19 protein-coding genes and 4 tRNA genes are annotated in these 25,516 nt (G+C 63.4%); 18 read left to right on the top strand and 5 right to left on the bottom strand.

The genetic code is table 11. The features are described from left to right. Window positions 1-454: 454 nt before the first annotated feature. From C1878_RS13400 to C1878_RS13345, 12 genes are all read left to right on the top strand, one after another. A tRNA-Tyr gene (locus C1878_RS13400) sits at window positions 455-539 on the top strand. Window positions 540-546: 7 nt separating this feature from the next. Continuing rightward, window positions 547-622 (top strand) — tRNA-Thr (locus C1878_RS13395). 11 nt (window positions 623-633) lie between these two features. Then, a tRNA-Met gene (locus C1878_RS13390) sits at window positions 634-710 on the top strand. Between the two features lie 87 nt (window positions 711-797). After that, window positions 798-2,000, top strand: a complete 1,203-nt coding sequence (gene tuf, locus C1878_RS13385) for an elongation factor Tu (RefSeq protein WP_114602105.1) — start codon at window positions 798-800, stop codon at window positions 1,998-2,000. Window positions 2,001-2,111: 111 nt separating this feature from the next. Then, window positions 2,112-2,261, top strand: coding sequence for a 50S ribosomal protein L33 (rpmG, locus tag C1878_RS13380; protein WP_041239432.1), 150 nt, complete (start codon window positions 2,112-2,114; stop codon window positions 2,259-2,261). A gap of 24 nt (window positions 2,262-2,285) precedes the next feature. Beyond that, window positions 2,286-2,362, top strand: a tRNA-Trp gene (locus tag C1878_RS13375). Window positions 2,363-2,484: 122 nt separating this feature from the next. After that, window positions 2,485-2,934: a preprotein translocase subunit SecE gene (secE, locus tag C1878_RS13370; RefSeq protein WP_114602104.1), complete on the top strand. Its 450-nt coding sequence runs from the start codon at window positions 2,485-2,487 to the stop codon at window positions 2,932-2,934. Between the two features lie 3 nt (window positions 2,935-2,937). Continuing rightward, on the top strand, window positions 2,938-3,474 hold the full coding sequence (gene nusG / locus C1878_RS13365) for a transcription termination/antitermination protein NusG (RefSeq protein ID WP_080142529.1): 537 nt from the start codon (window positions 2,938-2,940) through the stop codon (window positions 3,472-3,474). Window positions 3,475-3,591: 117 nt separating this feature from the next. After that, a complete protein-coding gene (gene rplK, locus C1878_RS13360) occupies window positions 3,592-4,098 on the top strand; it encodes a 50S ribosomal protein L11 (protein ID WP_114602103.1) in 507 nt (168 codons plus the stop codon). Between the two features lie 115 nt (window positions 4,099-4,213). Further along, a complete protein-coding gene (rplA, locus tag C1878_RS13355) occupies window positions 4,214-4,924 on the top strand; it encodes a 50S ribosomal protein L1 (RefSeq protein ID WP_114602102.1) in 711 nt (236 codons plus the stop codon). Window positions 4,925-5,218: 294 nt separating this feature from the next. Next, entirely contained in the window at window positions 5,219-6,229 is a 1,011-nt protein-coding gene (locus C1878_RS13350) for an SPFH domain-containing protein (protein ID WP_199519351.1), read from the top strand. A gap of 49 nt (window positions 6,230-6,278) precedes the next feature. Further along, window positions 6,279-6,473 carry a hypothetical protein gene (locus tag C1878_RS13345; protein WP_114602137.1) on the top strand — a complete coding sequence of 65 codons (195 nt, stop codon included), beginning with the start codon at window positions 6,279-6,281 and terminating at the stop codon, window positions 6,471-6,473. Window positions 6,474-6,540: 67 nt separating this feature from the next. On the opposite strand, the gene C1878_RS13340 is transcribed toward C1878_RS13345, so the two are convergent. Beyond that, a complete protein-coding gene (locus C1878_RS13340) occupies window positions 6,541-7,848 on the bottom strand; it encodes a hypothetical protein (RefSeq protein ID WP_114602101.1) in 1,308 nt (435 codons plus the stop codon). A gap of 220 nt (window positions 7,849-8,068) precedes the next feature. Between C1878_RS13340 and map the strand changes: the two genes are divergently transcribed. Further along, window positions 8,069-8,842 carry a type I methionyl aminopeptidase gene (map, locus tag C1878_RS13335; protein ID WP_080142535.1) on the top strand — a complete coding sequence of 258 codons (774 nt, stop codon included), beginning with the start codon at window positions 8,069-8,071 and terminating at the stop codon, window positions 8,840-8,842. A gap of 68 nt (window positions 8,843-8,910) precedes the next feature. Then, the gene (locus tag C1878_RS13330; protein ID WP_114602100.1) at window positions 8,911-9,933 is read left to right on the top strand and encodes an alpha/beta hydrolase; all 1,023 of its coding nucleotides are present in this window, start codon (window positions 8,911-8,913) and stop codon (window positions 9,931-9,933) included. Here C1878_RS13330 and C1878_RS13325 read toward each other — a convergent pair. Beyond that, window positions 9,930-10,292, bottom strand: a complete 363-nt coding sequence (locus C1878_RS13325; protein ID WP_241963749.1) for a DUF1648 domain-containing protein — start codon at window positions 10,290-10,292, stop codon at window positions 9,930-9,932. The two genes, C1878_RS13330 and C1878_RS13325, sit on opposite strands and share 4 nt — an antisense overlap. Window positions 10,293-10,536: 244 nt before the next feature. Then, the gene (locus C1878_RS13320) at window positions 10,537-11,832 is read right to left on the bottom strand and encodes a carboxylate--amine ligase (RefSeq protein ID WP_114602098.1); all 1,296 of its coding nucleotides are present in this window, start codon (window positions 11,830-11,832) and stop codon (window positions 10,537-10,539) included. Between the two features lie 672 nt (window positions 11,833-12,504). Here C1878_RS13320 and asnB point away from each other — a divergent pair. Beyond that, entirely contained in the window at window positions 12,505-14,466 is a 1,962-nt protein-coding gene (gene asnB, locus C1878_RS13315) for an asparagine synthase (glutamine-hydrolyzing) (RefSeq protein ID WP_114602097.1), read from the top strand. Window positions 14,467-14,689: 223 nt separating this feature from the next. On the opposite strand, the gene C1878_RS13310 is transcribed toward asnB, so the two are convergent. Both C1878_RS13310 and C1878_RS13305 read right to left on the bottom strand, forming a co-directional pair. Beyond that, window positions 14,690-16,477 carry a VWA domain-containing protein gene (locus C1878_RS13310; RefSeq protein WP_114602096.1) on the bottom strand — a complete coding sequence of 596 codons (1,788 nt, stop codon included), beginning with the start codon at window positions 16,475-16,477 and terminating at the stop codon, window positions 14,690-14,692. A 3-nt stretch (window positions 16,478-16,480) separates the two neighbouring features. Next, the gene (locus C1878_RS13305) at window positions 16,481-17,905 is read right to left on the bottom strand and encodes an AAA family ATPase (protein ID WP_114602095.1); all 1,425 of its coding nucleotides are present in this window, start codon (window positions 17,903-17,905) and stop codon (window positions 16,481-16,483) included. 318 nt (window positions 17,906-18,223) lie between these two features. On the opposite strand from C1878_RS13305, the gene C1878_RS13300 reads away from it, so the two are divergent. The 3 genes from C1878_RS13300 (at window position 18,224) to C1878_RS13290 (ending at window position 25,373) form a co-directional block, all read left to right on the top strand. Continuing rightward, entirely contained in the window at window positions 18,224-19,594 is a 1,371-nt protein-coding gene (locus C1878_RS13300) for a trigger factor (RefSeq protein ID WP_158539814.1), read from the top strand. Between the two features lie 37 nt (window positions 19,595-19,631). Continuing rightward, window positions 19,632-22,379, top strand: a complete 2,748-nt coding sequence (locus C1878_RS13295) for a LuxR C-terminal-related transcriptional regulator (RefSeq protein ID WP_114602093.1) — start codon at window positions 19,632-19,634, stop codon at window positions 22,377-22,379. Window positions 22,380-22,625: 246 nt separating this feature from the next. Beyond that, window positions 22,626-25,373: a molybdopterin-dependent oxidoreductase gene (locus C1878_RS13290; RefSeq protein WP_158539813.1), complete on the top strand. Its 2,748-nt coding sequence runs from the start codon at window positions 22,626-22,628 to the stop codon at window positions 25,371-25,373. Window positions 25,374-25,516: the final 143 nt, after the last annotated feature.

The raw sequence follows: 25,516 nt of genomic DNA, 5'->3' as shown, positions 1-25,516 counted from the left end.
GTGGAACTGGGGAAATGCATGACCACAAGGTATTGGGGATGCGTATTCTACATGTTGTGGGAACCGAGCCGGACGAAGCTCGGAAGGGCTTTCTCCGGCTCCGCCGGAGCGGTGCTCGTGCAACCGCACCATATATAGTAAAGGAGGTTTTTCCGTTCAGCCTCGTCCGCGCTCCCGCTTGGAACGGACAAAAGAAGCTACTATATATAGGTAAGCCCGGCGCGCAGCAATATGCTGCGGCTCGCGACGAAAAACCTCGGTGCGGGGAAGGCGTTCGCGTCGTCTTCGCACGCGTTTCCGCACGAAAAAGGAGGAATCGTGGAGACACACCCGGGGGCGTGTAGGTAGTTGACACGCTGATGATCCTAGCGTATTATTCATCTGCTCGCGCGTTCGGGACATCCGAAACACGCGGCAGGCAGCTTGATAAATACACATGAATTGAGCGAATCATGGGAGTGTGCCCGAGTGGTTAAAGGGGACGGGCTGTAAACCCGTTAGCTATGCTTACCTAGGTTCGAATCCTAGCGCTCCCACCATCTAATCGCCTGTGTAGCTCAGCAGGTAGAGCACTTCCTTGGTAAGGAAGAGGTCGTCGGTTCAAGTCCGATCGCAGGCTCCATTTTCCAACATGGCGGTGTAGCTCAGTTGGTTAGAGCACACGGTTCATACCCGTGGCGTCACTGGTTCAAATCCAGTCACCGCTACCATTTGATTATTCCGCGTCCGCTTGTCGGACGCGTCATTATTTTTGTTTTGATTTTCGCGCAAGCGAACCTTAATAAGGAGGATGAAACATGGCTAAGGAGAAGTTCGAGCGTTCCAAGCCGCATGTTAACATCGGCACCATCGGCCACGTTGACCACGGCAAGACGACGCTGACGGCAGCCATTTCCAAGACGCTGTCCGAGAACGACGGCACGCACGGCTCCGCCCGCGCTGACTTCACGGCTTTCGAGAACATCGACAAGGCTCCTGAAGAGCGCGAGCGCGGCATCACGATCTCCATCGCTCACATCGAGTACGAGACGGATCAGCGCCACTACGCTCACGTCGACTGCCCCGGTCACGCCGACTACGTGAAGAACATGATCACGGGTGCTGCTCAGATGGACGGCGCCATCCTCGTTATCGCCGCCACCGACGGCCCCATGGCCCAGACCCGCGAGCACATCCTGCTCGCCCGTCAGGTCGGCGTTCCCTACATCGTCGTGTTCCTGAACAAGTGCGACATGGTCGACGACGAAGAGCTCCTCGAGCTCGTCGAGATGGAAGTTCGCGAGCTGCTCGACAGCTACGAGTTCCCCGGCGACGACACCCCGATCATCCGCGGCTCCGCTCTGAAGGCCCTCGAGGGCGACAAAGAGTGGCAGGAGAAGGTCTGGGAGCTCATGGACGCGGTCGACTCCTACATCCCCACGCCGGAGCGCATGATCGACAAGCCGTTCCTGATGGCCGTCGAGGACACCATGACCATCACCGGCCGCGGCACCGTTGCCACCGGCCGTGTTGAGCGCGGTACGCTGCACGTGAACGACCCGCTGGAGATCATCGGCATCAAAGAGACCCAGAACACGGTCTGCACCGGTATCGAGATGTTCCGCAAGCTGCTCGACGAGGCTCAGGCCGGCGACAACATCGGCTGCCTGCTCCGCGGCGTCAAGCGCGAGGAGATCGTCCGCGGCCAGGTTCTCTGCAAGCCCGGCAGCGTGACCCCGCACACCGAGTTCGAAGGCCAGGTCTACATCCTGACGAAGGAAGAGGGCGGCCGCCACACGCCGTTCTTCGACGGCTACCGTCCGCAGTTCTACTTCCGCACGACGGACGTGACGGGCGTTGCCCACCTTCCCGAGGGCACCGAGATGGTTATGCCGGGCGACAACGTGGAGATCAAGGGCGAGCTCATTCACCCGATCGCCATGGAAGAGGGCCTGCGCTTCGCTATCCGCGAGGGTGGCCGCACGGTTGGTTCCGGCCGCGTGACGAAGATCATCAAGTAACACCGCTTTACCTGAACGCGGAGCCCGCGCTTGCGGGCTCCGCTCTTGAAAATTCATGTGTATGCCGATTACGTTATCAAGCTCGACACGTAAGCGATAAGAGGAGAATTCATGCGCACGTTGGTCACTTTGGCCTGCACTGATTGCAAGCGCCGCAATTACACGACCAAGAAGAACAAGCAGAACAATCCTGATCGCATCGAGTTGAAGAAGTACTGCAAGTGGTGCGGTCATCACACGACGCACAAAGAGACTCGATAGCGTTATCAGGGTAGGACAAGCAATAGGCCAGTAGCTCCAATTGGTAGAGCGGCGGTCTCCAAAACCGCATGTTGGGGGTTCGAGTCCCTCCTGGCCTGCCAGCTTGTTAATCTTGAGCAGCTTGCATTCAGGTTGCTTGTTCGAGCAGCTTGGAATCAGGCTGCTTGTTTGGCGTTTAGACGGATAACGATTTTCCCGGTTTTTTCTAGGGCGAAGGAATCAGATGGCGAAGAAATCGAAAACACAGCGCGCGAAGGCTTCGGCCGCGCGTGCCGCACGAAAGGCGCAGGCCCTCGAGGCCGAGAGCGCCGCTGTCGAGGCGAAGGATATCGCCGAGGCCGATGCCGCCGCAACCGAACCCAAGAAGCGGTTTTTCAAGAAAGCCGACAAGGCCGAGACCCCTGTCGCCGACAAGCAGGGCAAGAGCATAGAGAAGCAGGCCGAAAAGAAGCCTGAGAAGAAGGTCGAGGCCAAGCCCAAGAAGCGCCGCTTCGGTTTTCTCAAGGACGTTCGTTCCGAGATGAAGCGCGTGACGTGGCCGACGAAGCAGGACGTGTTTCGCTGGAGCGTCGTGGTCGTGGTCGCGCTGCTGTTCTTCGGCGTGTACGTCGCGTTGCTCGACAACGTCGTCATCACGCCGGTGCTCGTGGGCATTTCGAGTCTGGGGGCATAGGGCATGTCGAAAAAGTGGTACGTTCTGCACACCTACTCGGGTTACGAGAACAAGGTGAAGAAGAACCTTGAGACACGCATCGAGACCATGGGTCTCGAGAACAACGTGTTCGCCATCGAGATCCCAACCGAAATGGTGACGGAGATCAAAGAGGGCGGACGCCGCGTCGAGAGCGAGAAGAAGGTGTTCCCGGGCTACGTGCTCGTCCGCATGGAGCTGGACGATCGCAGCTGGGCGGCCGTGCGCAACACGCCGGGCGTCACGGGCTTCGTGGGCAGCCAGGGCAACCCGGCCCCGCTCACCCGCGAGGAATACAACAAGATCATGGGCATGGGCAAGCCGCGCGCCGGCGCGCCGAAGAAGACCTCCTCGTCCATCGAGGTGGGTCAGTCCGTCAAGGTGGTCTCCGGGCCGCTGGCGGAGTTCGACGGCGTGGTGTCGGAGGTGTCGCCCGACGCCGGCAAGGTGAAGGTGCTGGTGTCCATCTTCGGACGCGAGACCCCGGTGGAGCTCTCGTTCGACCAGGTCGCCAAGATTTAAAGAGCGAACATAAGCGGCGTCGCGTGCCCGCGTGGACCGGGGCTTCTCATTCGACACCAACCGCTGTGTTGATAGATTGATTTTGAGAATTTTGAATCAGCTGAAAGGATAGCTCTCATGGCTGAAAAGAAGCAAACCGGCTTTATCAAGCTGCAGATTCCCGCAGGCGCCGCCAACCCGGCTCCTCCGGTCGGTCCGGCCCTCGGCGCCCAGGGCGTCAACATCATGCAGTTCTGCCAGGCGTTCAACGCCCAGACGCAGGACCAGTCCGGCACCATCATCCCCGTCGAGATCACGGTGTACGAGGACAAGTCGTTCACGTTCGTGTGCAAGACTCCGCCGGCGGCCATCCTCATCAAGGAGAAGCTGGGCATCAAGAGCGGCGCGGGCATCCCGCACATGCAGTCCGTGGGCACGCTCACGGAGGACCAGCTCCGCGAGATCGCCGAGATCAAGATGCCGGACCTCAACGCCAACACCATCGAGGCCGCCATGGAGATCATCGCCGGCACGGCCCGCAGCATGGGCGTGCGTATCGAGGGTCGCGAGATGAAGATCAAGTACGTGCCCTCCAAGAAGGTTGCAGCCATGCTGCAGGGCAAGACGCTCGAGGACGAGGACTAATCCTCCCGCGAGCTCGACCAGCGTGAATTCGGCCGCCCGAGCGGGCGGCCGTTTGAACGATAAGACAGTGGAAGGACGCTCTGCGCGTCCGCTACGAACCACGAAAGGAAGCACCATGACGAAGAAGTCCAAGAACTACCGCGCCGCTATCGAGAAGATCGGCGAAGAGACGTATGCGCCGCTCGCGGCCATGAACCTGGTGAAGGAGGTGTCCTCCGCCAAGTTCGACGAGACGGTCACGGTCGACTTCCGCCTGGGCATCGACACCCGCCAGGCCGACCAGCAGCTTCGCGGCACCGTGAGCCTGCCGAACGGCTCCGGCAAGCAGGTTCGCGTGGCCGTGTTCGCCGAGGGCGAGGCCGCCCGCGCCGCCGAAGAGGCCGGTGCCGATATCGTGGGCTCCGACGAGCTCATGGCCCAGATTCAGGCTGGCGAGTTCAACTTCGACGCCGCCGTGGCCACCCCCGACCAGATGGGCAAGGTTGGTCGCCTGGGCAAGATCCTCGGCCCCCGCGGCCTCATGCCGAACCCCAAGCTCGGCACCGTCACGAACGACGTGGCGAAGGCCATCAACGAGCTCAAGGGCGGCCGCGTGGAGTACCGCGCCGACCGCTACGGCATCGCGCATGTCATCATCGGCAAGGCCAGTTTCACGGCCGAGCAGCTCGCCGAGAACTACGGCGCCGTGTACGACGAGATCCTGCGCATGAAGCCGGCTGCGGCCAAGGGCAAGTACGTGAAGTCCGTCTGCGTGTCGTCCACCATGAGCCCCGGCATCTCGGTCGATTCCTCCGTGAACCGCAACTACACGGAGTCCGGCGAGTAGATCGCGCATTCGACGCCGACTGTTTGAAGAGGGGAGCCTACGGGCTCCCTTCTTTTTACCCCATTAGCGAACAAATGTTTCACGTGAAACATTTGAGCTAGCATGCGGCTTCAAAGCGGCTTCAAGGTGCTTTCAGTCGCTCGTTTAGACGTTTTGCAGAGCTCCCGTTTATTCGATAGCGGATAAGTCATTCGATTTTTCGATTTCAATGTGATATCATGTTAATATCACCCTGGTAGAACGGGGCGCGAGCGGGCGCATGGGGCGTTTCGCTCGGGAGAGAAAGGAACCGTCATGTCCGTCGAAAAGACCGCCCGCGCGGCCGGAGGCGCGTCCGCAGAGAAGACCGTCCATGCGAAAAGCGGATGGCCCATGCTGTTGCTCGTGATCGTTCTGGCGGCCGCTTGCGTCGTCGGGATCGTGGCGGGGGCCATGATGCTGCCGCCCGAGGACGTGCCCATAACCACGGGGGCGCAGACGTTCGGCTTGGTGCTGATGGTGGTGAGCATCGTGGCGGTGTGCGTGGGGCCGCTGCTGCTGTTCATGGGCTTCTTCACCATCCAACCGAACCAGGCGCGCGTGCTCATCCTGTTCGGCGACTACAAGGGCACGGTGCGCGACGAGGGCTTCCATTGGGCCAACCCGTTCCTCTCGCGGTCGGCGGGAACGACCATCGACGCGGGGACGGGCAAGTCGACGCCGAAGTCCACGAAGGTGTCCCTGCGCGCCCGCACGTACAACGGCGAGCACCTTAAGGTGAACGACAAGTGCGGCAACCCCATCGAGATCGCAGACGTCATCGTATGGCGCGTGGAGAACACGGCGAAGGCGTTCTTCGACGTGGACGACTACAACTCCTACGTGCACACGCAAAGCGAAACGGCGCTGCGCCACGTGGCCACCACGTACGCCTACGACCAGATGCCCGGCGAGCCCGAGGGCGAGATCACCCTGCGCAGCAACATCGAGGAGGTGTCGGCCGCGCTCAAGGACGAGCTGGCTGTGCGCCTGGAGAAAGCCGGCGTGGTCATCGACGACGCGCGCCTCACGCACCTGGCCTACGCGCCCGAGATCGCCCAGGCCATGCTTCGCCGTCAGCAGGCGGACGCCGTCATCGCCGCGCGTGAGAAGATCGTGCAGGGGGCCGTGAGCATGGTGGAGATGGCGCTGACCGAGCTGTCGGCGAAGAACGTGGTAGACTTGGACGACGAGCGCAAGGCCGCCATGGTGTCGAACCTCATGGTGGTGCTGTGCGGCGAATCCGACGCGCAGCCCGTGCTGAACACGGGAACGCTGTACCAATAGGGAAGGAAGGCGCCCCGACGGGTCCGTCGGGGCGCCTGCGGTGCTATCTATGGCGAAACGCAAACAATACCCGCTCCGCGTGGACCCGGCCCTCTGGGAAGCTGTGGAGCGCTGGGCCGCCGACGACCTGCGCAGCGTGAACGCGCAGGTCGAGTTCATCCTGCGCCGCGCCCTCAAAGACGCGGGAAGGTTGAAGAAGCCCGACGACGGGGAAGCGCCCTCGGACGACGGTGGGGACGCGTAGGAGGCGGGCAGCAGGCCGCCTCCCCTACGAAAAACAAGGCCCGGCATTCGCCGGGCCTTGTTTTTTGCTATGCCAGCACGGCTTCGCGCTCTTCCTTCTGCACGCCCTCGCGGTCGAGGTCGTGGCCGGCGCCTTGCACGCGGCCGAGGTCCGTGTTGTCCTTCTTGCGGCTGCGCAGCTCGCGCAAGGGGCTTTCCGCGTCCTCGAGGCGGTAGTCCTCGCCGTCCTTCTTCTGCAGCTCGCGGATGACGCGGTGGCTGGGAACGTCCTGGATGCGGCCGTTCACCTTGCTGTTCCAATCGAAGAAGCGGAAGTCGCTCGGCAGGTCGTCCAGCTCGACGAACTCCTCGTCCTTCGCCGTGAGCGTGGCCTGCTCGGCCAGCACCTCGCGCACGTAGTCCTTCGTGGGGTGGAAGTCCAAAAGCTCGGGGAACTCGCCGTTGGGGATGAGCGATTGCCACTCCATGTTCTCGTGCTTGTACAGCAGGTCGGCGGCCTTGTGCAGGTGGGCGACCTCCTGCTCGAAGTGGTGCTCCCAGATCTTCTTCGTGTAGGGGTCCACCTCCGTCTCGGCGAACGAGTAGTACAGGTAGCACTCCATGTACTCGCGCAGCAGCAGGTTCTGCAGCCATGTGGCCGAGGGGTCCAGCAACGCGCCGTAGTGCGTCACGTGCTCTTCCTCCACCATGCCGATCTCCAGGTAGAGGTCGCGGGCCACGCCCTCGGGCTGCGTGTTGCCCAGGTTCATGTAGAAGTTCATGGTCTGCTGCTCGCCGGCGGTCAGGATGAGCGCGCCGAGCGTCGTGCGGATGTCGGCCGTCTTGGCGTTGCGCGGGGCGCGTACGGAATCGAACGGATGGCGATGGTGCGCGACGGTCGGGCGGCCCGGCGTGATCTCGATGGTGTCCTGCACCAGCTTGTGCGCGGGCAGGTCCTCGTCCATCTTGAGCAGGTCGGCGTAGCGGTACAGGTGGTCGAAGTCCTCCAGCAGCGCGAAGTCCATGCACTGCTTCGCGTAGGCGTCGGGCTCGTGCATGGCCAACCACGCCGTCAGGTCCACGGCCAGCTGCTCGTAGCCGATGGTCGTCTCGAGCGGCGACTCGTCGGAGGGGGAGAGCCAGTTCACGTGCTTCTGCTGGGCCGCCTCGATGCGGCGCATGAGCGCCAGGTCGCGGCGCAGGTCGTTGTCCTCGCAGTTGCGGTGAAAGTTGTGGCCGAACATGACGGCCTCCACCTCGATGCCGTTCATGAGGATGATGCGGGCCTTCGTGTACGGGTCGGTCTCGAGCTTCTTGTAGGGGCGCGGGGACAGATCCTTCCAGTCGAGCATCATGTCTTCCAGCGATTTCGTGGGCTTCTGATCGAACGGGTTCATGCAGTGCCTCCTGTTCTTGCGGTTCACGATGTTTACGGCGCGCAAGGAAAACGCGCTGTGACCCGCCATGCTAGCAGGCGCGTGCGCGCTTCCGCCGCGCGCGGGGAGCGCGTTGCTGGGTCGTGGCGCACCCGTAACGACCGCGAGAGGGCCTTGTGCGGGCCGGGGGAGTGCTATACTGGGCGGCGACATTACCCGCAAAAGAGATAGGCGTCACGGCATGATCATCAAGAAGTCCCCGGCCGAGATCGAGGCCATGAAGGAAGCGGGCCGCGTTTCGGCCAAGGTGCTGCGCGAGGTGGGCGCGCGCGTGCGCCCCGGGGTGTCCACGCTGGAGCTGGACCAGTTCGCCGAGCAGCTCATCCGCTTGGAGGGCGGCATCCCCGCGTTCAAGGGCTACGGCGGGTTCCCCGGCTCCATCTGCGCGTCGGTGAACGAGCAGATCGTCCACGGCATCCCCTCGGCGGCCGTCGTGCTGCAGGAGGGCGACATCATCTCCATCGACACGGGCGCCATCGTTGACGGCTGGGTGGGCGACAACGCCTGGACGTACGCGGTGGGCCGCATCTCGCCCGAGAAGCAGCGTTTGCTGGACGTGACCGAGAAGTGCATGTGGGCGGGCCTCGACGCCGCGCGGCCCGGCAACCATCTGGGCGACATCGGGCACGCGGTGCAGTCCATCGCCGAGGCCGAGGGCTTCGGCGTGGTGCGCGAGTACGTGGGCCACGGCATCGGCCGCGACATGCACGAGGACCCGAACGTGCCGAACTTCGGCCATCGCCACGCCGGCGTGAAGCTGGAGGCGGGCATGGTGCTGGCCATAGAGCCCATGATCAACCTGGGCACGTACAAGACGCGCCAGATGCCCGACGGTTGGCTCGTGTGCACGCGCGACGGCCAGCCGTCGGCCCACTTCGAGAAGACGGTCGCCATCACCGAGGACGGCCCCCTCATCCTCACCACCGAAGAGGGCTACCGCCGCCCGGTGTCCTAAGAATGCCCTAAACGGGGACAGGCGCCTTCCGGAATATTTTTACGGCGGCCGATCGATAGGGGAATCGCATGAAATCAAATCGCGTGCTGATCGCCGTCGGGGCGGTGCTCGCCGCAGCGCTGCTTGCGGCCTTGGTCGCGGTTGCGACGTCGTCCGACGAGCTGGTGGGCACGCTCGGGCTGATCGCGTGGTGGACGGCGGCTGCGGCGGTCGCTCTGGGTTTCACGGTGTTTCTCGCGTTGCGAAAGCGGGGCGGCGCGCTCAAGGTCGCGGCGACGATCGTCGCCGCGGCGATGGGGGCGGCGGTGGCGTTCTCGGCGTCCGTGTACGTGGTCGCGCCGTCGCTTTTGTTCTACCCGCACTTCGACGAGGAATCGTTCGCCCAACTGCAAGCGCAGCCTCAGGCGGAAGAGCTGTCGCTCGACACCGGAGCGGGGCGCCTGTCGGGCTGGCTGCTCCATAACGCGCCGGACGGCGCGCCGCTGGTCGTGTACTTCTACGGCAACGGGCAGAACGCGGCGCCGCTTTTGACGGGGTTCCAGAACAACGACCGTCTGGGCGCGTTCGAGGGATACAACATCGCCGTGCTCGACTACCCGGGCTACGGCAAGACCGAGGGCGAGCCGTCCGAGGCGTCGCTCAAGGCGTTCGGCCTGGCCGTGTACGATGCGCTCGCCGAGCGCGACGACGTGGATCCTGCGCGCATATCGGTGTTCGGCTACAGCATCGGCACAGGCGTGGCCACCTACGTTGCCAGCCAGCGCGACGTGGATTCCCTGGTGCTCATGGCTCCGTACGCAAGCGGCTACGACCTGTACAACAGCATGCTCGACGTGTTCCACGGCCCGCTCGGCGCGCTCGTGGCGTTCCGCATGGAGTCGGCGGAGTTCGCGCGCGGCGTGGAGGCGCCGTCGCTCGTGCTGACGTCGGCCGACGACGAGATGGTGCCCAGAGCGAGTTCGGAGCGCCTGGCTTCGGCGCTGTCGAGGTGCACGTTGGCGACGTATGAGGGCTTCGGCCACAACGAGTACTGGGCCTCGCCCGAGGTGCGGGCTGCCATCACCGAGTTCTTGGCGAGCGAGCGAGGCTAGCCGGAAAACGCGTTGAAGCCCGTTACCGCCGCCCATATCAGATAGGCGAGCAAGATGACGTCGACAAGGGCCATGCAGCCGACGAGCGTGATGCGCGCGCCACGCACTCCGGTGCCGTGGATCATCCCGAGGCGTTGGAGCGTTTCGGCTTTCGCGTACATGAGCGAGAACAGCACGCAGGTGGCGGTCACGATGCCCCCCGTGATGAAGGACTCGTATTTCGTGCCCCATCGATCCACTCCCGAAAAGCCCGCATGCGTCGGAACAGTGTCCGGCAGGAACAACAGTACCGCCGCGGCGGTAGCTGCGAGAGGCAGCACGCAGAGGATGACGAGCACGGGGATCATGCGTCGGTTCACGGGGACTCCTTCGGCGACGGAGCGATGCGTAACGGGGACCATCGTAGCAGATGCGAGCCGTATCGGGGGGGGGGGGCTCTCCGCGAACGCATCCTGCCCGGCGATCAACGGGCAGGATGCCGCCGAAACGCGTGCGGAAGCCGCGTGACTTCGGTTAGCCGCTGTCCTCTTCGTCGTCGACGTATTCGAACAGGTCGCCGGGTTGGCCTTTCAACCGGTCTCTCCTTTCCGAGCGGATTCCGCGCTACTTCAGCTGCTTGCCGTCGGTGTCCCAGTAAAAGCGCTTGAACTTGGGAATCTGGTTCACGTACATGATGTACGCCCACAGGTTGTGCATGAACGAATCGGCCTCGTAGTGCAGGGGATAAGGGTCTCGCGTGCAAGCCAGCGCGCCCTCCACCTCGGCCAGTCGCTCCCGGTTCTCCATGCTGCGCCTGAGCACGTAGCGCGGCACGCAGCAGTAGGCGAAGTCGTCGTAGGCTTCGTGGTAGGGGATGGAGCGGCCGCGCATGAATTCGTCCACGATGAGCGTGACGAAGTTCACGCCGCCCAAGCTCATGTAGTACGTGTTCCGGCCGGCGCGCGTGTTCACCTCGAAGAAGCGGAAGGATCCGTCGCGCTCGTCGAACTTGATGTCGAAGTTCGCGAAGCCGCGGTAGCCCGTGCGCGCTAGAAAGCGCTTGGCGCTCTCGATGATGGCTTCCTCGCGCTCGCCCAGGATGCACAGCGGGTTGCCGAGCGCGGTGGGGTCGTGGTCCTGCAGGCACACCACGCCGCCCGACACCACGCGCACCTCGCCGTTCGCATCCGAGAACGTGGTGAGCGTGCGGATGGCATCGTCGCCGCCGGGGATGAAGTCCTGCAGCACCAGCTCGTTGTCGTAGTCGGAAGCGCGGATGTCACGCCACACCTGCGCAAGTTCTTCTGCCGACTCGATTTCGTAGATCTTGCGCTTGCGGGGGATGGTGGCGTCTTGGAACTGCGCCGAGTTGGACGGCTTCGCGATGAGCGGGTAGGGCAGCTCGTCCACGGGCAGCTCGTCGGGCCCGTTGCCGCAGTCGAAGTACCACGTGCGCGGATAGGGGATGTCCAGCTCGTCGCACAGCTCGTAGAAGCGCCGCTTCTGCGTGATGTCGTCGAGCAGGGGGAAGTCGATGTAGGGCACCGTGTAGCCCACCGCCTCCAGGCGCTCCTTCCCGGCCGACAGCATGCGCGCGTGGCAGTCGTCGCAGCCCACCACCAGCAGCACGCGCTCGGGGTCGGTGGCGTGCAGCTCTCCCGCCACGCGCTCGAGCGCATCGTAGAGGCCCTCCGGCTCGTGGATGCGCGGCTCCAAACGGTAGTCGGTGAAGCGGCTGGCCGAGAGCATCTTGATGTCCTGCGTGGCCAGCACGATGGTGCGCTCGATGCCGTAGGCGCGGTGGAACTCGCGCACGTAGCTGTACGCCAGGATGTCGCCGCCCACCACGACGGGCTGCAGCAGGTCGCGGGCGTCGGCGGGGCTCTCGATGCGGGGTGCGGCAGCGGGCGCTGCGTTCATGGTCGTGCTCCTTCGGTTGGTGCCTGGATTCGCAAGCGCCCATTATCTCACAGTGCGCTTTTGACATGCGGCAAGATGGAAATCTTCGCATATGCGTTAAGGGTGCGCGTTCGCTGGTGCGTTCGTTCCTACCGCGTCGCCCGTACGCCGTGAGGTTTTCGCGCGCACCGTCTGGTCGTCTCGCGCGCATCGTCTACCGTGCCCCACGCGGTCGGCGATGCGGTTCTCCACGCATAATTTCTTCCCTAAAGGCTGTTTCTGCTAAAAAATAACGTTTGTGAACGATTTCTTGGTTCATTTTATATATAAGTATATATATCATTAAATAAAAAGCCAGATGAGAGAGGTGCGCTTTCAATTATCCTCGAAATGGATCATGCATAAACGTGTTTTTTCAGCAGAAACAGGTAGCTGGGGAAGATTTTCCGCTTTGAACAACCTGGCGGGCCGTGCCGACGCGGCGGAAGGGAGAGAAGGGCGGGAAGAGCGTGACAGGCGGGAAGCGGGAAGTGGAAAGAGCGGAAGGGCACGATTGTGTAGTTCGGCTGTGGCAGCCTGCGGTTTTCCTTTGCGAATCTTGGGAAACGGGGATGCGTGGCGTATCATACCGAGGGATATGGACGCAGGTGCCGCGCGGCTCGCGCGGGCACGCACGCAGGAGGAGCCAATCGCATGTGCGGATTCGTGGGATTCACCACCGTTGATTACAATGCCGACGCCAACAGGGCCATCGTCAAGGACATGGCCGACCGCATCGCCCATCGCGGGCCCGACGACGAGGGCTTCTTCGTTGACGACGGCATAGCCATGGGCTTCCGCCGTCTGAGCATCATCGACCTCGAGGGCTCGCGCCAGCCCATGCAGAACGCCGACGGCACCGTCACCGTCACGTTCAACGGCGAGATCTACAACTTCCAAGAGCTGCGCGCCGAGCTGGAGGCGCTGGGCTACGAGTTCGTCACGAACGGCGACACCGAGACCGTCGTGCACGGCTACGAGGCCTGGGGCACCGACGTGTTCGAGAAGCTGCGCGGCATGTTCGCCATCGCCATCTGGGACGCGCCGGAGAAGCGCCTCGTGTGCGCGCGCGACCTGTTCGGCATCAAGCCCCTCTACTACCAGCACGACGGCGACCGCCTGATCTACGGCAGCGAGATCAAGGCGTTTCTGGCGCATCCGGCGTTCAAGAAGCAGCTCAATCGCGAGATGCTGCCGCAGTACCTGTGCTTCGAGTACATGAACGACTCGCAGACCATGTTCAAGGACGTGCACAAGCTGCTGCCCGGCCACTTCATGGTGTTCGAGAACGGCGAGCTGCGCACCGAGTGCTATTACCGCATCACGTACAAGATCGACGAGTCGAAGTCGCTCGACGAGTGGGCCGACGAGATCAACCGCGTGTTCGACGAGTCCGTGGCGGCGCACGAGATAGCCGACGTGGAGATCGGCAGCTTCCTGTCGGGCGGCATCGACAGCTCGCTGGCCGCGTACTGCATGGGGCAGCACGCGCCCGACATCAAGACGTTCTCGGTGGGCTACGACATCGGTTGCGAGGACAAGCTGGCCCAGATCGCCGCGCAGTCGGACTTCGAGATCAAGCTGAACGAGCTGGACGACGCCACCGAGTTCGCGAAGTGGGCGAAGCTGCCGAACTACCAGGTGCAGGTGGATGCGAAGGAGTTCCTTGACATCGTGCCCACCGAGCAGTACCACATGGACGAGCCGCTGGGCGCGCCGAGCGCCATCCCGCTGTTCTTCGTGAGCCGCCTTGCGCGCGAGCAGGTGAAGGTGGTGCAGTCGGGCGAGGGCGCCGACGAGCTGTTCGGCGGCTACTGGATCTACCACGACCAGTTCGAGTTCGGGAAGTACTTCAAGATTCCGCGTCCCCTGCGCGCCGCCGCGGGCGCCATCGCCGAGAAGCTGCCGCCGTTCCACGGGCGCCGCTTCGCCATGCGCGGCTCGGGTGGTCCGGAGAAGAGCTACCAGCGCGCGAGCATGAACTACATGTGGGACGAGATCCCCAACGTGCTGCGCGACTACGCGGGCCCCTGCAAGCCGTGGGAGTGGTGCAAGCCGCACTTCGACGAGGCCGCCAAGCAGGACATCGACATCATCACGCAGACGCAGTACGTGGACATGGTCAGCTACATGCCCTTCGACATCTGCCTGAAGGCCGACAAGATGTCCATGTCGCAGTCGCTCGAGCTGCGCGTGCCGTTCTTGGACAAGAAGGTGCTCGACGTGGCGCTGCAGCTGCCCACCGCCTGCCGCGTGGACGACGAGCACGCGAAGTACGCGCTGCGCGTGGCCGCCAGCAAGCTGGGCTTCCAGAAGAAGGTGGCGAACATGCCGAAGCAGCCGTTCATCACGCCGCTCACGGTGTGGCTGCAGACCGATCTGTACTACGACCGCATCAAGGAGGCGTTCACGAGCGAGGCCGCGCACGAGTTCTTCAACGTGGACTACCTCGTGCAGATGCTCGACGACCACAAGTCGGCCGACTTCAGCACCGTGGAGGGCCGCGGCAAGCTCAAGATGATGCGCATCTGGAACATCTACTGCTTCCTGTGCTGGTACGAGGTGTTCTTCGGCGAGTCGGCCGAGCAGCTGGCCCCGAAGACGCAGGTGGCGTAACCCCCTCGGAATCGCGGACCGGGGCCGTATCGAAAGTCCCGGTCTGCAAGCACTCCACGGAGTGGCCTTGCAGGGCGAGCGCTCCGTCCTTGCCGCAGCCTGCGGGGCGGTCCCGGTCGAGAGCAAGGGAGGGGCCCTTGCCCAACGCTCGTTCGCTGATAAACGGCGAGCCGGGGCATTTGATGCGGTCGCGGTTGCTTGGAGGCGTTCGGCCGGCGTGCGGTTAGGCGCGCCGCGCCGTACCGGGGGAGTCGGCGCGTCGATCGAGCTGTCGAGCCAAGACGAGGTGCAGCTTTTCTGGGAGCAGGGCCGGGTCCTTGATCGTTTCGAAATTGCTCGTCAGGGGCAGTCCGTTGAATTCGCCGATGTTGATGTGCGTGAGGTAGACGTTCGACGGCAGACCCATAGCGCATTTTCTAGCCTGCAAGCCGTCGGCAAACAGGCCGTCGCTCACCACCAGGCATACGACGTCGCGAGTCGGTTCGGCAACGGCGCGGATCTGCACCTGCCTGAGCGCGGCGGTGACCAAGGTTTGCTCGCTGGTAGGGTTGTTGACCTGGTTGAAGGCATAGCGCCTGCGCTCGTAAGCATGGGTGAGTTCCAGGGGCGTCAGCTCGGCCCAGCCTTCGCCGAAGGCAAGCAGTTGGGTGCGTATATCCACCGACCCTTGTCGTTGATCGCGCGAGGCAAGCTGTATTGCCCGATCGATGCCCTCGATAAGACAAACCGCCATAGCGCCGGCGCTACTGGCATTTTCCCCCGTCATGGAGATGCTCACGTCAAGCAGCACGTATAGGTCCATGCCGTGAAACTGCAGGTTCTGCAGGCGACTGCGCCGCTGCCGTTTCTGCCAAATCGCATTCTCGCAACCGGATTGGAGCTGGAGGTGAGCTTGCATGAGCATGCTGGGATGCATGCGGGTGCCGCTTCGGGCAAGCCGAGCGCGGTAGCGAAAAACGCTCAACTGCTCCTGCGGCGTCGCTATGCGCACCAGGACGTCGGCAATGCGCTCGATGGTGTCGCGCCATCGCTGCGCCGTGTGCTCGTAGGATGCTCGGCCGTCGCCATGAAATGCCATGGCTTTGGGCTCGGCGGACATGCTGGGCAGGTTGAGACTGGGCGTTTTGCCTGCTTCAACGGGTGTTTCGTTGTTGTCGGCGATCAGCTGGTCGATAGTGCCTTCGTTCACGGTAGCGAGCGACGCCTGGGCGCGCGCGTTCGTCTCGGCCTCTTGGCGCAGCGCGTTTTCGTCGTTGGCGGCATCTTCGGAGGCACCGTAGGATTGCTCGTTGTCGTAGAGGTGCATCAGGTCGTAAAAGCTCAATGCCTCCTCATCCAACTTGATCATGCGTGCGAGCAGCGGCGTTATCAGGCTCGCCGCCTGGGTGTGGCGGGCACGGTAGGATAGGCTCTCGTCGAACAAGAGGCGCTCGAGCGCGGCAAGGCACGGGTTCATAGCGGCGGTGGTGCCCAGGCATTCGACGACGAGCGGCGAAACGACCACGTTGGGCCGGTTTTCGAAAAGATAGAGGCGCAGGGCGCGCATAAGCTGGATATGCAAGGGCGCGCTCGCCATCACGTGGGCCGCCATGCGCGAGAGGTACGCTTCGAAGTGCTTCTTGGCAAAGGGAATGCGGCCGATCATGCGCGCATACGCCGCCATGTCGTCGATGCACGTTTGCAGGTAGCGTTGCGCAGGGGACGACAGGCCGTTCCGGTAGTCGAAGCGCTGGCACCAGTCGTCCAGCAGGAAGTCCTGCGCGCGGGTAGCCACGAAGCAGGCAACCATGGTGTCGACTTCGTCGAGGGTGATGGTGCCGCGCACGCCATAGCGCTCGCGCGCGGCGATGTCCTCGTTGAGCTCGTGGTTCGCCAGCAGATCGATACCGCTGCGAGTAAGCCGGCATCCGGTTCTGACCTCGGCGCCCACGCAGACCGTGGCGGTGCGGAGCCCGCTGATGGCCGCTACGCGCTCTACTGTGCGTTTCACCTGCTCGATGCGAGCGATCATGGCTTAGCCAACCGGACCGAGGTCGATGCCCACCAGCAAGGCGGCTTGTCGCGCAATGTCGGCGTTGTGGCTTGACCCTGCCTGGTCAAGGGTGCGCAACAGCTTGTCGATGAGGTAGAGGTCGAGGTGGCGTCCGGGTAGGTTTCCTCCCGCGCTGTCTTGGACGGCGCGGTTGAGGGCGCGCGGCGTGATGCAGTCGGTCAGCAAAGGGGCGGTATCCTCGCGCACGATGCTGGCTGGCTGGTCGTTCTCGAACGAGATGGCCGCGTCTTTTGCCGGCACGGCGTAGAGGTGCTCGGTCAAGGTGGCGAGATGCACCAAGGCTTCCAACAGGTCGCGGTCGAGGTGGCGGCTGAAAACACCGTCGGCGTCAACCGCCTCGCAGAGGGCGAGCCGCATCAGGGAGGGGCTGGGATGGCGCAGGGGATCGTTGTCGAGATCGGGGTAGGTTCGCTCGATGATTTCGAAACGGTCGCGGATGGCGGGGTCGAGGACCTCGCGGTGCCTGTAACGCGCCGATGCTTCGTTAGCGGTGGCGAACACGGTGAACCCTGGCCGCACCACCAGGTCGATACCCTCTTCCTGCAAGAACACCGATTCGCCGGGGCGCTTGAGCAGAACGTCTTGCAAGCGCGCGATGATCGCCTGATCGCCGAAGTTGATTTCGTCGAGCAGCAGCGGAACGCCAGCGCGCATGGCGCGGGGAAGGGGGCCTTCCTCGAACACGAACGTATTCCGAGCGGCATCGTGAACCATCTTTCCCACCAGCTCGTCGCTCATCATGTCGCCCTTGACCGAGACGATAAGCGGCTCGGTGCCGTACAGGCGCATGACGAACTTCGCCATCTGGGTTTTCGCGATGCCCTTGTCGCCCACGAGAAGGGTGGGACGCGCCGAGAGGGCGTTGCCGACCAACATGTCGATGTCCTGAATCATCTCGCGGTCGAACAGCAGGCCGTAGCGCCGTATCGTCTCGCGGTCATGAAGCGCTTGGGCGCGCTCGGCTATGTCGGCTCGCGCGTTGCCTCGCGCGGCTTTCAGGTTTTTGCGCGCGTTGGAGATGCCCTTTTCATAGCAGGCCAACTCGACGTCGGTGAAGGCGCGGCCGGCCTTGGCGGCGTCGACCATCGTCTGCCACAAAGCCAGATGCGCACCGAGCTGGCGCTCGTGGAGCTCCGCGAGCGCGTAGATGGCCATGATGTCGTCTTCCTGCTGCTGGTAGTCGAGGTATTGCATAACCGCATCCTGCATGAGCTTTTGGGGAATCAGGCCCTCTTCGCCGAGCGGGATTATCTGCTTGCGCACTTCGGGCACGATGGTTCCGTCTTCTTCGAAAAGCGTGAAGCGCCCTTCTCCGTCTTGGGGGACGGTGATTCCGTATGACTGCAAGGCGGGAATATAGTACGTGGCGAGGTTTTCAAACCGCATGATCTCCCTCGTTTCCTGATCGGCATGGCTGTTGCTTTCACCCTAGCGCCCGCCCGGGGCGACTTCATGCGCTCGGAAGGGTGAAATGGCGGGGTGAAACGCGGGGCGGGAAGGCCATGATCAGGCTAAGCGGCCTTACCGCAAACGATGCGAAAAGGAGGACCACGAGCAAACGACGTTTCTCACCCTATCTCTCACCCTGGTAAACCACCCGGGCAGTAGCTGTACGGAGGGGTGAGAGGGGCTCACTATCATCGAGAACGCACTGCGGGGATGGTTGGCGGTGACGACATGACGGCGCACAAGGAGGATGGAAGCATGGAGATCCGGGTTGAAGACAGGCGCGTTGAAGACGAGGCGGTAACGCTGACGGTGCGCGTGGCTGCAAGCGAGCTTGAATCGCTCGAGCGCGGCGCCTGCTTGGTAGTGGCCCAGCGAAACGGCATCGATCTGGGTGGCGACGAGACGGCGCGCGAACTGCTCGATAGCGCGCTCGGCGAATCTGAGGCGGCGGCGATGGTGGCGCAAACCATGAAGAGCTTCGTCGCGCCGTTCGCCTTGTCGTCAGAAAGCGAAGACTACTCGGTGGTGGGCGCGCCGGTCTTCGATGCCGAGCGCAGCCTGGACGACGAGGGGGATTTGGTGTTCGAGGCAACGTGGACGCGTCTCGGTGCCGTGACGCTTTCCTCCTATGAGCCCCTTGAGCTGGCGGTTCCGCCCATTTCGGTGAGCGAGGCCGAAATCGATGCGCGGATGGAAGAGGTCGCGCAGTCTTACACCAGCGTCGAGCGCGACGAGGGCCGCACCCAGGTTGCCGAGGGCGATGTGGTGCAGATATCGATGGACTGCCTGAAAGATGGCGAGCGCTTCGAGCAGCTGTGCTTCACCAACCGTTTGTACCGGGCAGGTTCGGGGCAGATGCCGGAAGGCTTTGACGAGGCGCTTGCCAATGTCCCGGTGGGCAGCATGGTGCACGTCGATTTCCTGCTGCCGACGCGCGAGGAGCTCGACGGGACGCTCTCGGGTCCCTCCATCTGCGCGGAGGTGAAAGTTGAGGCTATCATGCGCGAAGTAGCCTGCACGCTGACCGACGACTTCGTTTCCCAAAACATTCCCGGCGCCAACAGCGTGGCCGACCTGCGGGAGCGGTCCCGCAGGGAGCTCGAGCGGCAAAAGGCGGAGCAGATGCGCCATTACCGCAACTTCATGGCGGCGGGCGAGCTCGCCAAGCGCATCGAGGGCTACGTTGCCGATGCGGCCTACGATGCCGTGGCTGATCAGATGATAGACTCGCTGTACGAGCAGGCGCGCGCCGAGCGCACGACGGTAGGCGAGCTTCTGAGCGCGCAAGGCTCGAGCGAGGAAGAGTACCGTATGATGGTGCTCATGCAGGCACGCGCGCAGCTGCGCCAGGGGGCCGCGCTCGACGCGTGGGCCAGGCACCGCGGCCTTGAAGTAACCGACGCCGATATCGATGCGTTCTTCTCATCTTCGGCGCAGGGCCAGGGCGCTCGGATGCGCGAAGAGGTTGAAAGCGGCGGCTATCTTTACCTGGCGCGCGAGGGGGCCTTGCGCCTCAAGGCAAGCGAGGACCTCGTGGCGTGCGCCACGCTGGTTGAAGATGCTTCTCTGCAGATGTCGGCGGGGACGGCACCGGCGGTGGGGAAAGGTAGCATAATAGCGGGGTAGGTACCGGCGACGCGCGAGTTGACAAGGAGGCAGGGCCATGGCGGCAGGCATACCCATGAAGGTTTCGCACGATGTTGCATTGGCGAAGATCACCGCGCCTCGTCGCTCGTCCCTCTCCATCGACCGAGATGGCGCGCTGCAAAGCCTGATCGAGTGCTTGAACGGCAAGATCGTGACGGTCGAGGCTCCGGCGGGGTCGGCAAGAAGCGGCTTTCTGGCAGAAGCGTACCGGCGCCTCGGCGACGATCCCGAGCATTGGCGAACGGCCTGGCTGTCAGTGGACGAAGCCGACGACCGCGATAGGTTGGCGCGCCATGTGCTTGCCGCCCTGCACACGGTGTGGCCCGAGCTCGATACGGTCGAGCTGGCCCGGCTTTACCGGGAAAACCCCACCTACTACTCGGTCGCGCTCAGCAACTTCTTGCTCGAACGCGCTTCCGATGTGAGGGTGGACGTGGTTTTGTTCGTCGACGACCTGCATAGGGCCGCCCCCGATGCCATCGCGGAATTTCTCAATTCGGCAGCGCGCTATTTCCCTGAAACGGTGCACGTGGTAGCTTCGGGCAACTATCTGCTGTGGGAGTACATCGATTTGGCTTTTCGCGACGAGGTGCGCATGTTCCCCTCGGACAAGCTCAACTTCACCCAAGACGAGGTGGAAGCCATTTTGAGGCAGGCCATGGACATCCAGACATCGCCGCAGGTCTCCTACGTGTCCGAAACGCCTATCAAGCTGGATGCGCAGGATTTGAAGGCGCTTGCGGCTGATCTGTGGAACATAACGAACGGCTGGTCGCTCGGCGTTCGCACGTATGCCGACGCGCTTGTCCGCGGGTCGATCGACTGCTCCGCAACGGTGGACGAGCGTGCGCTCGGGCAGATGCTCAACCGCTTTTTCCGCAGCAGCGTATTGGACGAGCTGCCCGAAGACCTGGCGCAGTTCGTAATCGAAGTGGCGCTGACCGATACGGTGTGCGCCGATTTGTGCAATGCGCTGACCTCGCGCACCGACTCCAAGTTCGTCCTGCGCGATTTGCGCATACGCGGGTGCTTTCTCAGTCCGTGCGCCAACGAGGCGGGCTGGTTCGAGTTCCACCCGCTGTTTCGCCGATGGCTGCGCATGAAGCAGGGTCAGATGGACGCCAACCATCTGCTCGAGTTGTGCCGGACGGCAAGCGATTGGTACGAAGCGCACCAGATGACCTCCGAGGCGGCGAAGTACTTGCTGATGGCGTCGGATTCCAACTTCATCGAGAACCTGACCCAGGCATCAGGATACGAGTCGCAGCGCGCCGGCGTGACCTACTTCGAATGGATCAGCCGCATCCCGGCAGCTCGGTTCACCGAGTCTCCCCAGTTGGCGCTCCACGCGGCCTGGGGGTATGTCATCTGCGCCCGAACGGACGAGGGCTTGCGTTGGATCGAGGTGTTCGAGCGCGCCGCCGCCCGCGAACTTGGCCAGGATGGACCCGATGCTTCGATCGTGGTGGACCTGTTCCGGGCAAAATGCCTTGAGATGGACTGCCTCCATGATGAAGCCATGGTCAAAAGCGAGGCCATCCTGCGCTCTCACGAGGAAGAGCTCTCCCTTCCGCAGCGTTGCCTGTTGCTGCACTCCTTGGCGGAATCTTATGTGCGAAGGGGCCGGTTCGACGAGGCGCTGAAGAACTATCTGCAGGCAGAGGTCATGGCCGAGCTGGGCAAGTCGGACTTTTACCTCGCCATGTGCCGTATGGGCATCATCTCCCTGCGCATCGCGCAAGGAGAACTGAAGGAGGCCCTCGAGCTGTGCGAAAAGGCGCTCGCCGAATGCCCCGATACCGTTATCCCGTACGGGTCGCTGCTTGCCTCCAAGGGATATCTGTGCGTGGAGATGGACCGGCTGGAAGAGGCGCGCGAGTGCGTCGAGCGCGCCCACCGTATCGTGTCGACGTCTCGCAACGTGGATATGCTCTACGAGGCCGAGGCCGAGCGCGCCCATTACTACGCGGCGGTGGGGAAGCACGCCCAGGCCTTCAACCTAATTACGAAGACGGCGCTGCAGATGGGCACGGCAAGCGTGCCGCGCAGCATCAACCTGCTCGTGTATGTCAGGCAAGTCCAGGTAGCGTTGGCCATGGGGTATGTTCCCGAGGCTGATGCGGCGGCGAAGCGCCTTGAGGCGGGCATTGGCCGGGGCGATATAGATTTCGAGCTGGCTGGTTTGGCTGTCAGGGCCGCCGTCGACGATGCTTCGGGAAGCGTCGGCGACCCCGACGACATCTTGCCGTCCGTCGAGCGCGCGTGCGATGCGGGACTCGGCTTGCGCGAGCTCGAGCTTTCCCTCCGGGCGGCCGAGCGCTTGGCGGCCCGGGGAAGGCGTTCCGATGCCCTCATGTACCTCAACCGTGCGCTCAGGCTGCAAGCCGGCCAGCAGGTGGTCGGCCCCTTCTTGCGTGCCGGCGGAAAAATCCGCGCGCTGCTTCACGAGATCGTGGATGTGCGCAAGTCCGGCGGACAGGCTCGCCAGCTTGCCAAGGCGGTGCTGCACCGTTTCGGGGCCAATGAAGCCGAGGAGACGGTGCTGGAGCGCGCGATGAACCCCATGGCCCGCTTCGGCTTGACCGAGCGCGAGTGCGAGGTGCTGGAGCTTCTTGACGCGGGCCTTTCCCGACGGGAGATCGCCGAGGTGCTCACCGTGTCGCTGAACACGGTGAAAAGCCACGTGGGAGGCATCTACAGCAAGCTGGGAGTCACTAATCGCATCGACGCGTTCTCCATCGTCCACGACGGCGAGGACGAGTAGCCGCACATCGGATCGCCCCTGTTGGCATCGACGGGCGCGAGCGCGCGTCCCCGCCTCACCCTGCTTCTCATCCTAGCCTCCATCCCGGGAATAGGCTGGGGAAACCACCTTGGGCGCATCATGTTCGCCGCCCTCGCCCTCAATAGAATGGCCTCAACGGCATGCGAGCGAAACCCGGGCTTGCTCGCATGCGACTTTCGCGGGGCTGGGAGGATGCCCCGCACAGACCATTCGAGAGGGGCTGCAATGGAACTTAAGAAGACCGAACGGGTCGAGGTCAAGCTTCCCGCCGACATGCCGAACAAGTACATCGACGAGAACGGCGTCCAGTGGACGTATTCCCGCTGCTTCTACTGCCATATGAACTGCGGCATCGTCATCGGCGTCGACACCAAGACCGACCGCGTGGTGGAGATTCGCGGCAACTGGAAAGAGGGCACGGTGTTGTGCGACCGCATGGGCGAGCGCGGCCAGAAGGCCATCCAGATGCATTACCACCCCAAGCGCATCAACCATGTTCTGAAGCGCGCCGGCGAGCGCGGCGAGGACAAGTGGGAGGAGATCCCCTACGAGAAGGCGATGGACGAGATCGCCGACAAGCTGCAGGCGCTGATCGACAAGTACGGCCCCGAGACGCTGGTCTCTTCCGAGGGCACGTATCGCTCCGATCACCTGTGGGCGCGCACCCGCTTCTTCAACAACCTCGGCAACCCGGGCAACGTCATCGACCCCGGCACCATCTGCTGGTGCTGGAACTACACGCTGAACATGGCCATGGTGGGCTGGCCTATCGAGGCCATCTCGCCGGTGGGCATCGACCAATCCGACACGTTCGTGGTATGGGGCCTTTCGGCTTCCGAGAAATACGGCCCGCAAAGCCCCATGTGGCGCCAGTATCTTGCTGCTATGGACCGTCCAGGCAAGAAGCCGAAGATGATCGTCATCGACCCGTATTGCACCACGCAGGCCCTGCTGGCCGACATCTGGATGCCCATCTACCCCGGCACCGACCATGCGCTCGCCCTGGCTTGGCTGCACGAGGTCATCGAGAACGAGTGGTATGACGAGGAGTTCATCAAGTGGTGGTCTAACGGCCCGTTCCTGCTGGACAAGAAGACCAAGCACACCATCCGCGCCGACCAGGTTAAAGAGGGAGCCGCGCACTCCGACTTCGTGGTGTGGGACGACCTTGCCGACGACATCTTGCTGTGGAACTCCGACAAGAACGAGTGGTTCGCCGACGGCGACGTCGACCCGGCTCTGAGCGGCACCCATGCCATCTCGCTGCTCGACGGCTCCTCGGTCGAGTGCTACACCGCCTGGGATGCCATCAAGGAGATGGCCGAGCCTTACAGCCCGCAGTGGGCGGCTCCCGTCACCGGCATCCCCGAGAACAAGATCGCCGATTCCGCCCGCGTGTACGCCACCAACGGCAACGCGTTCATCACCTGGGGCCTCGGCGGCGGCGACCAGGCCGGCCCGAACGCCTCGCGCCTGTGCATCACCAAGACCATCCTGCGCATCATCTGCAATTACATCGACAAGCCGGGCGGCGAATATGTGGGCGAGCCCGGCGTCGTGCAGGCCGACGGCTCCAAGCCGTTCCCGTACCGCGACGCCGAGATGGAGATGTCCGAGCTCGTCACGCCGGAGATCCGCAAGAAGTACATCGGCTACGACCAGTTCCGCGCCATGAGCTGGAAGGGCTACGAGCCGATCTACGACGCCTACATGAAGATGTTCGGCGTCCCGCGCCCCATGCTGCACCAGCTGCTGTGCTCGCCGGTGCTGGTGTACGACGCCATGGAGTTCGGCGATCCCTATCCCATCAAGGCCATGATCATGTGGTCCTCCAACCCGTTCGCCTGGGCCCCCGACCCGCAGCGCCTGTACAAGATCATGAAGAACAACCTGGAGCTTATCGTCTCGGTCGAGTACTGGAAGACCCCTGCCGCGGCTATGGCCGACTACATCATCCCCGGCTGCGACTCCCTCGAGCGCCCGTGCTTCACCACCGCCGAGGATTCCAACGACTTCGTGGTCTGCGGCGACCGCGGCTCCAAGCCGGTGGGCGACCGCGTTATGGACTACGACTTCTTCCGCGGTCTGGGCATCCGCATGGGCCAGGCCGAGGCTTGGCCGTGGGAGACCTACGAGGACGTCATCAAGCACCGCATCTCGCGCGGCGTCGACGTCGACTACACCACGCTGTGCGAGCAGGGCACTTGGTTCCCCGGGCCCACCCGGTCCTTCAAGTACGCCGAGACGCTGCCGAACGGACAGACCAAGGGCTTCGCGACGCCCACCCGCAAGGCCGAGATATACCCCACGCTCATGGAGGATCTGGACTACAGCGCGCTTCCGTACTACCGCGAGCTGCCCGAGACGCCGCTCTCGAATCCCGAGCTTGCCAAGAAGTACCCGCTGCGCCTGACCACCGGCGGCCGCGTCTCGGTTCTGTACCACTCCGAGAACCGCGTTCCCGGCCAGGGCACCCGCTCCATCTTCCCGTATCCCAGCGTTTACATGCACCGCGAGGACGCCCGTGCCTGCGGCGTGCGTGACGGCGACTGGGTGTGGATCGAGAACGAGCGCGGCCGCATCAAGCAGGTTGCCCACGTCGACCAGGCCATCATCAAGGGCACCGTGCAGGCCATGCCCTCGTGGTGGTACCCGGAGCTTCCGGCAGAGGAGCCGTGGAACCAGGGCGCGTTCATCTCCAACGTCGGCTGCCTGGTGGATGGCACGGTCAGGGGTTCCGACGAGGCCACGGGAACGTGGACGAACCGCGGCCTGCTCTGCCGCATCTACCCGTGCATCGATCCTGCCGACCGCACGGACGTGACGGTGACGGGCGACCAGTTCATCGAGGGCGACACCTACTTCAACGATCAGTACGACAAGCTGGGCTGCCGTGAGATCAAGCGGATCGACTGGGAGAACGCCGATCCGGGCCAGCATCCCACATGCACTTACGACACGCTCGGAAAGTAGCGGGCAGCCGGCACGGGGCGGGTGACTCCTCCCCGCAACGCACGGCATGAACAACGGAGGGGGCGGCAGCTGGTGCTGGCGCCCCCTTGACGGAGCCGCGGAGGAGTGTGCACGGTGCAGGTCGAGCGCGGATGCGCGGCAGG

Source organism: Gordonibacter sp. 28C (genome assembly GCF_003339845.1).
Classification (GTDB): domain Bacteria; phylum Actinomycetota; class Coriobacteriia; order Coriobacteriales; family Eggerthellaceae; genus Gordonibacter.
The sequence above is the reverse complement of the archived record's forward strand: the minus strand, read 5'-3'. Positions and strand labels throughout refer to the sequence as shown.